This is a genomic window from Rhabdothermincola sediminis (genome assembly GCF_014805525.1).
Lineage (GTDB): Bacteria > Actinomycetota > Acidimicrobiia > Acidimicrobiales > Acidimicrobilacustridaceae > Rhabdothermincola > Rhabdothermincola sediminis.
In genome coordinates this window covers 1-6,109 of record NZ_JACFSZ010000033.1, presented here as the reverse complement: position 1 = coordinate 6,109, position 6,109 = coordinate 1, and the positions used below count along the sequence as shown (strand labels likewise).

The window sequence follows — 6,109 nt, the reverse complement described above, 5'->3', positions numbered from 1 at the left end:
ACACCTCAACCCGGCCCTTCGATCTGCCCGCACCGCGACCCGCTCGCCCTCCGACGACACGACGCCCCTCCCACGACCGACGGCCGCCCTCCACCCCACGAAGGCGCCTTGCTCAGCACAGTCCTAGTGCCGGAGCGCGGCCTGGCCTGGTACGAGGAGCTCCGGGCGGAGTATCGGCCCTCGTCGGTCCGCCTACTGCTCATTGGGGAGTCCCCGCCGGACCCCGGTTCAGGAAGGCGACGGTTCTTCTACTCGCCTGAACTGACCCACGACAACCTCTACCGAGGCGTGGTCGCTGCCCTCTACGGCCACGAACCAGGTTTCGACGCGAGGAGCAAAAAGAAGCTGCTCGATCGGCTGCGCGAGGACGGTGTGTGGCTCATCGACGCTGTCGATGAGCCGATCGACAAGCGGTCGATGTCAGCACGCCGCCGCGCCATCGGCGCGGGCGTTCACCAACTCGTGGAGCGCGTAAAGGCCATTGCGCCGACTACTGGCGTGCTCATCTGTCATGGCGTCGTGTTTGACCTAGTGGCACCTGGACTTCGTGCGGCAGGCGTGCGCGTCCTGCACGACGAGGCGCTTCCGTTTCCGCTCGGCAACTGGCGCCAGCAATTCGTCGCCAGCGCCCGCGGAGCACTGACACGCGCCGGCTGGTGGGCGAGTTCGTAGCGAGCCGACGGCTTGGCCGTCACGCACCGCCGGAAACTGCCATTCTGCTCCCCGGTCGCTCCCATCCCGCTCCCAGGGGTGGTAGAAAAGGGCCGCTGACCAGGGAGTTCTTCAGGTCGCTATCGGTACTGCAAAGCCCCGTACCCCGGTTCGATTCCGGGCGCCGCCTCCGCCCGAGGGGTCTTGGCAGAAGTCGCCGGGATCCCGTGTAGGAATCGGCCGGGGTCACCCGGCCCCGGTGACGACCTCGAGGGTGCCGCGCTCGATGCCGCCGTTGGGGCAGTAGGTGACGAAGGTGCCGGGCTGCAGGTTCAGCGAGAACGCCTTCTCCACCCTGGGGAACACGTTCTCCGCCTCGCCGATGATGCGCCCGCCGTCGAGGACCTCGAACTCGGTGACCGCGCTCGAACCGTCGTTGCGCACCGTGAAGCAGGCCGGCCCCTCGCCGGCCACGATCGTCTGCGGTTCGCAGCCCGCATCGGAGATCGTCACCTCGATCTGCTGTACGCCATCGGCCCCAACCTCGACCGAGCTCGAGCTCCCCGACCCGCGTTCGTGCCCTCCTCTGACGAGCACGACACCCCGATCAGCACCAGCAGCGCCACGAGAGCACCGATGATCACCGTCCGGTGCACAGAGACCTCCAGAACACGTGATGAGCGACCTTCATGCCGCGGCCGGCGGCCTGGCCTTGCCCGACATCCAGATGCCCGGCAGCGGCATCGACGCCGCACGGACCATCAGCGAGGCCTTGCCCGACACCGCGGTCGTGATGCTCACCGTGTCCCGCGACGACAACCACCTGTTCGACGCGCTGCGGGCCGGCGCCCCCGACTACCTGGTCAAGGGCACCCACCCCGACGCGACGGTGGAGGCGCTGCGCGCGGTGCTCGCCGGCGAGCCCGCGCTGTCCCCTGGGCTGGCGATGCGGATCATCGAGCAGTTCCGCGCCGATCGCAGCCGCCGGGTGTACGTCACCGACCGGGGAGCGGTGACGCTCTCCCCCGGTGAGGCCGAGGTCCTCGAGCTGCTCCGTCAAGGGTTGCACACCGATCAGATCGCGCGTCGCCTGTACGTCGCGCCGGTCACGGTGCGCACGCACGTGGCCTCGATCCTCAACAAGCTCAACGCATCGGATCGCCAGGAGGCGATTCGCATGTTCCAGCACGAGGGCACCCCTGAGCGCACAGGCCGCCAGGGGGGCGAGATCGTCGCCGGAGACGAGGAGACCCCCTGCCCGGCAGGGGGTTCCCATGGAGCGGACGACGGGACTCGAACCCGCGACCCTCACCTTGGCAAGGTGATGCTCTACCAACTGAGCCACGTCCGCGTGTGGACCTGTGAGGATAGCAACCCCGCCGGCATCCCGGCGAAGGTTCAGCTCCCCAACGCGGCGACCTTGGCCCGCACCTTCTGGGCCATCTCCTGGGCGAGCGGCCGGTCCACGATCAGGCTCACGGTCACACTCTGGCCCTGGGTCACGAACACCAGCGACGCCGTGCGGTCGTCCTGCCAGCCCTGCACCACCAGCTCGGGCTCGATGGGCACCACCCGAACGTCCGGGCGCCACTCGTGGTCGTTGACGATCAGCACCCGCCGGTCGGTGAGCACGATCAACCCGGCCTGGTTCTGGTAGCGGCCCTGCACGATCGACTCGACCGTCTCCTCATCGGCGAGCAGGGCGGTGGCGACAGCCGCCGCCACCCGACCGGCGCGCTGCGCGTTGCTCGACATCCGGTTGTAGGCGGCGCCGAAATCCCACGGGTCCACCACGCCAAGGGGCGACTCCGGCTCGGGCGGGGCGAGGGCTTGCGGCGTCGGTGGAGGCGGTGGCGCGTCGGCCGGCGGAGGCGGGGCGACCCCGATCGGCGGCGTTCCCGCGACCGCGGCCACCGGTGCCGGCGGTGGCGGCGCGCCGGGGGGCGGCGCCGGCGGGGGTGGAGGGGCCTCGATCGGCGGTGGAGGTGGCGGAGCCACGACCGGGGGTGGGTGAGCCGCCGCTCCCCCCTGAGCGGGCGGCGCAGGCGATGCCGGCGCGGGCGGTGGTGGCGCAGGTGCCACGGGCGCTACGGCCGCGATCGGCGGGGGTGGCGGCGGTGCCACGCTCGCCCCGCCCACCACGATCGACGGCACGGGGGCGTCGTCGTCATCCACGGCGACCGGCGGCTGTGCCGCGGACATGAGCAACGCCAGGCTGTCGTCGACGTCGGAAGGGCCCTCCGGTGCCGCTGGCTCGGGCTCGACCGGCTCGGCGTACCCGACCGGCTCGGGCTGCTCGGGCTCATCGGGCTGCTCGGGCTGCTCGGGCTCCTCGGGCTCCTCGGGCTCCTCGGGCTGGTCGGCGACCGCAGGATCGGCGGGAACGGGCTGCTCGGCAACCTCAGGATCGGCAGGAGCAGGCGGCGGGGGCGGTGGCGGGGGCACGAGCTCGACCGGCGCCGGAGCCTCGGCCACCGGCGCCGGAGCTGGTGGCGATGGCGGTGGCGGAGGCGGAGGTGGGGGTGGGTGTGGTGGCGCGACCTCGACGGCGGGTGGGGGCGGCGGTGGCGCGGCCGGGCCGCCCTCCTCGGGCACGCCGCCCTCCTCGGGCACGCCGCCCTCCTCGGACACGCCGCGCTCCCCCGACGCCTCTCTCGCCTCGGCCGACTCCGCCTGCGCGGCCAAGCGGTTCCCGCAGTACACGCAGAACTTCGACCCTTCCGGGCTCTCACCTCCGCAGGCGTCGCAGTGCATCTCCCCTCCTCGCCCCGGTGCTCCTGTCGTGAAACCGGGCCACGCTAGTTGTCGGCTCGGGCTCCCGCGACCTGAAGGGCCCGGCCGAGAAGGGCGGCGTGGGCAGGAGGCAACGGCAGCTTGGCGGCCTCGGACAGCCCCCGGGCGCTCATCTTGCGGGCGGTCTTGGCCAACACCTCGACGGTGCGCTCCTCACCCAGATCGGCGAGCAACGACCCCAGCTGAGTCTCCAGGAACGCCAGGCACAGTGCATCTTCGTGCGTCTGCACCGCCGGGTCGGTGGCCAGCCCTTCCTTGCGGATGATCCCCTGCACCCGCGCGATGGCCGCATCGTCGTAGCCGGCCGCGGCGAGGATCACCGCCACCTCCTCGGCCTGCCGGCGGGCCTGATCACGCCGCCAGCGCAGGTAACCGGCTCGCCCCGACGGGTAGCTCCCGCGGGGGACCACCCAGCGGCGCAGGTGGTGCGCGCGTGCCGCCAGGAGTTGGAGCTCGCTCGCGCCCGGATCGAGCCGGCGCACCCATCTGGTCACCAGCTCGGCATGGACCAGCTCCTTGGGGCGCCGCTGGCCGTCCAGCTCCAGGGTCTCAGGGTCCTCGGCGTTGGCCCGGTCGATGGCAGCGATCGCGGCGTCGAACCGCTGTGGGTCCCCCACCTCAGCCGCGCCGCTCGGGCGGCCGCAGATCGACGCGCAGCACCAGGAACCCGTCCTCGATGGCGCCCTCCGCGTCCCCGATGATGGCGAAGTCCTGGTAGTCGGTCTGCGCCTGCTCGATGAACCGGGTGCGCTCCTCTCCCGCGATCGGTGGGAGCGGACGGTTCTTCACCGCGTTGGCACGGTCACGGAACCGCTGGATCATCGCCTGGACATCGAAGGTGTGGCCCATGCGGGCCACGCTAGCGTCAGCGGTCCCCCGACCGACCGGGCGACAGGCCGGGATCGGACGCAGGCCCGTCCGACCACAAGTCGGTCGGATCTCCGAGCCCGGAGACCAGCGGGCGCTCGTCCTCCTGCGGGCCGAAGAGGTCCTCCAGCGTGACGAGCTGAGGTGGATCCTGCACCTCCGCGGGCTGCACCGCCGGGTCGGTGGCCGGCGGGACCGGTTCGCCGGTCGGTTCATCCGCTGGGGTCGAGCCCGCGGGCATCGAACTCGCCGGTGCCGGGTCACCCGGCGCCGGATCACCGGACCCGCCGCTCTCCCCACTCGTGCCGGCGCGATCCGGATCGACCGGGCCGAGGATGCGCACGGCCGAGGTGGGGGCGCCCGGCACGGGCTCGACGGGCGGGTTGCCGACTGCTGGACCGGCATCCACGACAGGGGTCACTGCGGTCGGCGCGTCGCTCACCGTGGGCCGCGTGGTCGCCAGGGCGGTGGCCGCGGCGGCGCCGTGGTCCTTCACCTCCGAGAGGACGTCGAGCGCGTCGAGGTAGGGCGCGGGGCGGGTGTGACGCCAGTACAGCCAGGTCAGCGTCCCGATGACCGAGGCCACGAGCAGCAACCCGACCACCACCAGCGTGAGCTTGGTGTCGGTGCTGAGGCCGCCACTGCCTGACGACTCGGCCGGCTCGGCGCGGGGCGCCACCGTGTCGTCGGGGATGAGGAACCGCTGCAGCGTCGTCGTCGACGTGGCGTCCTGCCCACCGGTGGTCGTGGTGGTGACCACGGTGGTGGTCGTGGTGGTCGACGCGGTGCTGCTCGGCGTCGAGCGCCTGGTGGTGGTGGTACGGGGCCGGCTCGTGGTGGTGGTCGCAGGCTCCGTGGTCGAGGTCGTGACCGCGGTCGTTGGAGTCGTAGCCGTGGTCGCCGTGGACGAGGTGGTGGTCGAATCGTCCTGCGCGGAGGCGCTCGGGAGGCCCCAGACCACCGCCAACACGACGAGGGGCACCGCCAGCAGCCCAGCTCGCAGCATTCGGGCCTCGGTTCGGTGTGTGCTCACGCGATGAACTCCGCTCGGCGACCGTGCTCCACCCGCTGCCTCGCTCACCCTACCCCGACCGCTCGCCTCCCGGTCATCGCCTACCGATGGTGCGACGGACACGACAACGTCGTGCGCCCCGCGACCACCCGGCGCACGAGTGGGGCCCCGTCGCGCGGGCAGCGACCCCCGACCCGTCGCTGCGCCTGGAGGTCACCGGTGTGGGACCCACCGAGCCGCCGCTGGTCGTGCACACCAACCCACCCCCGTCGGCGAACGCCACGGGGTGAGCGGCTACGGGAGGCGGTCGTGTTCGCGGGTCGTGCACACCAACCCACCCCCGTCGGCGAACGCCACGATCAACCGCACCCAGCGCGGCTCCCGGCTCCGGGTCGCGTACATCAGCTCTTCGATCGCCCTGGTGCCGTCGATGTCGAGCAGGCCAGTCATCCCGAATGCAGGCCGAGCGTCGGCCCGTCGTCGCTGTCGAGCAGCACCAGCTTGCCGATGCGGCGGGCCTCCCCGAATCGCCGCCCGCGCAGCGCATGGCACAACGCGTCCTCCCTGAGCCCGCCCCGCAGCATCAGTGCGGTTGACCTGGCGCACGTCGGCGCACGTCGGCCATCGGGCCACCCGCCCCTAGTTCGGGCCACCCGCGCCTAGGAGACTGCTGAGCAATCGGGTGGGCGGGTCGATTCGCGTTGGGGGCGTGGATCGAAAAGAATGGGCCGATGCAAGGGACGTCTCGCCCGGATCGTGAGTTGCTCGACGCGGCGGCATTGTGCA

Annotated in this window: 8 protein-coding genes, 1 tRNA gene and 1 pseudogene; 3 read left to right on the top strand and 7 right to left on the bottom strand. The window is 72.0% G+C overall.

All coding sequences use genetic code 11. From position 1 onward, the window contains the following. Positions 1-288 precede the first annotated feature (288 nt). Positions 289-672, top strand: a complete 384-nt coding sequence (locus HZF19_RS15960; RefSeq protein ID WP_208029791.1) for a hypothetical protein — start codon at positions 289-291, stop codon at positions 670-672. 225 nt (positions 673-897) lie between these two features. Here the strand turns inward: HZF19_RS15960 and HZF19_RS15955 are convergent, their stop codons facing one another. After that, positions 898-1,248: a cupredoxin domain-containing protein gene (locus HZF19_RS15955; RefSeq protein ID WP_307781261.1), complete on the bottom strand. Its 351-nt coding sequence runs from the start codon at positions 1,246-1,248 to the stop codon at positions 898-900. 79 nt (positions 1,249-1,327) lie between these two features. On the opposite strand from HZF19_RS15955, the pseudogene HZF19_RS17550 reads away from it, so the two are divergent. Beyond that, positions 1,328-1,774, top strand: a pseudogene (locus HZF19_RS17550) (response regulator); the annotation flags it as partial. A gap of 152 nt (positions 1,775-1,926) precedes the next feature. Here the strand turns inward: HZF19_RS17550 and HZF19_RS15945 are convergent. From HZF19_RS15945 to HZF19_RS15925, 5 genes are all read right to left on the bottom strand, one after another. Next, a tRNA-Gly gene (locus HZF19_RS15945) sits at positions 1,927-2,002 on the bottom strand. A gap of 47 nt (positions 2,003-2,049) precedes the next feature. Next, positions 2,050-3,405, bottom strand: a complete 1,356-nt coding sequence (locus HZF19_RS15940) for a zinc ribbon domain-containing protein (RefSeq protein ID WP_208029789.1) — start codon at positions 3,403-3,405, stop codon at positions 2,050-2,052. 44 nt (positions 3,406-3,449) lie between these two features. Then, positions 3,450-4,061, bottom strand: coding sequence for a DUF4202 domain-containing protein (locus HZF19_RS15935; protein ID WP_208029788.1), 612 nt, complete (start codon positions 4,059-4,061; stop codon positions 3,450-3,452). Position 4,062: 1 nt separating this feature from the next. After that, positions 4,063-4,293: a hypothetical protein gene (locus tag HZF19_RS15930; RefSeq protein WP_208029787.1), complete on the bottom strand. Its 231-nt coding sequence runs from the start codon at positions 4,291-4,293 to the stop codon at positions 4,063-4,065. 16 nt (positions 4,294-4,309) lie between these two features. Continuing rightward, positions 4,310-5,071 carry a hypothetical protein gene (locus HZF19_RS15925; RefSeq protein WP_208029786.1) on the bottom strand — a complete coding sequence of 254 codons (762 nt, stop codon included), beginning with the start codon at positions 5,069-5,071 and terminating at the stop codon, positions 4,310-4,312. Here HZF19_RS15925 and HZF19_RS15920 point away from each other — a divergent pair. Continuing rightward, on the top strand, positions 5,064-5,351 hold the full coding sequence (locus HZF19_RS15920) for a hypothetical protein (protein ID WP_208029785.1): 288 nt from the start codon (positions 5,064-5,066) through the stop codon (positions 5,349-5,351). The genes HZF19_RS15925 and HZF19_RS15920 overlap by 8 nt on opposite strands. A gap of 266 nt (positions 5,352-5,617) precedes the next feature. On the opposite strand, the gene HZF19_RS15915 is transcribed toward HZF19_RS15920, so the two are convergent. Further along, a complete protein-coding gene (locus HZF19_RS15915; protein ID WP_208029784.1) occupies positions 5,618-5,773 on the bottom strand; it encodes a hypothetical protein in 156 nt (51 codons plus the stop codon). Positions 5,774-6,109 lie beyond the last annotated feature (336 nt).

What these genes read in the sequence shown, in the direction of transcription:
- HZF19_RS15940 (WP_208029789.1), bottom strand. Translation starts at nt 3,405, where the DNA reads ATGCACTGCGACGCCTGCGGAGGTGAGAGCCCGGAAGGGTCGAAGTTC.
- HZF19_RS15930 (WP_208029787.1), bottom strand. Translation starts at nt 4,293, where the DNA reads ATGGGCCACACCTTCGATGTCCAGGCGATGATCCAGCGGTTCCGTGAC.
- HZF19_RS15915 (WP_208029784.1), bottom strand. Translation starts at nt 5,773, where the DNA reads ATGACTGGCCTGCTCGACATCGACGGCACCAGGGCGATCGAAGAGCTG.